At 63.8% G+C, this 614-nt stretch carries 1 protein-coding gene and 1 pseudogene; both read right to left on the bottom strand.

The features are described 5' to 3' along the window. A pseudogene (locus NKJ89_RS35650) lies at nt 1–248 on the bottom strand (IS630 family transposase); the annotation flags it as partial. Then, nucleotides 248–614, bottom strand: a 367-nt coding sequence (locus NKJ89_RS35645) for a helix-turn-helix domain-containing protein (protein ID WP_352609085.1), incomplete at its 5' end; no start/stop codon positions are given. The pseudogene NKJ89_RS35650 and the gene NKJ89_RS35645, both read right to left, overlap by 1 nt.

Raw genomic sequence — 614 nt, 5'->3', positions numbered from 1 at the left:
TGCCCGTCAGGCGCAATGCGCCTGTAAAAGTAGTCGTTTTCCAGTGCCCGTGCGGGATCGGAGATCGGCACCGCATGCCCCGCTTTGCCCGTCCACGCAGGCGAGCCATCTTCGTCGATGCGCCGGTCTCGTCGATAAAGACCAACCGTTCGGGATCGAGATCAGGCTGGGCCTTGAACCAGGCGCGTCGCCGCGCGAGCACGTCGGGCCGATCCTGCTCGCTGGCGTGCGCTGTTTTTTTTGAAGGTCATCGAGTGACGGTCGAGAAAGCGCCAGATCGTGCTCGGCGCGAACACGACCGCATGCTCCGCCCTGAGAATTCAGCCAACTCGACCAGTGTGATGTCGTCCTGACCTTCGATCGCCGCTAGGATCGTATCCCGGTAGGCTTCGATCCGCTGGGAGCGCTTGTCTCCGCCTTGGGGCTTTGCCCGCGTCGCGCCGCTCTCTCGCCATTCGCGGACCCAGCGGACCGCGCTTGCCGCGGCAACACCGAAACGATCCGCCGCAGCCCGCCGCGACAGGCCACTCTCAACCGCTGCGATCACTCGCGAACGCAAATCCTCCGATATGGCTCTAACCATGCCTGCTGGCCTCCATACCCAGCCGACATGA

It is taken from the genome of Mesorhizobium sp. M0047 (genome assembly GCF_040323315.1).
Lineage (GTDB): Bacteria > Pseudomonadota > Alphaproteobacteria > Rhizobiales > Rhizobiaceae > Mesorhizobium.
This window is presented reverse-complemented; position numbering and strand designations above follow the sequence as displayed.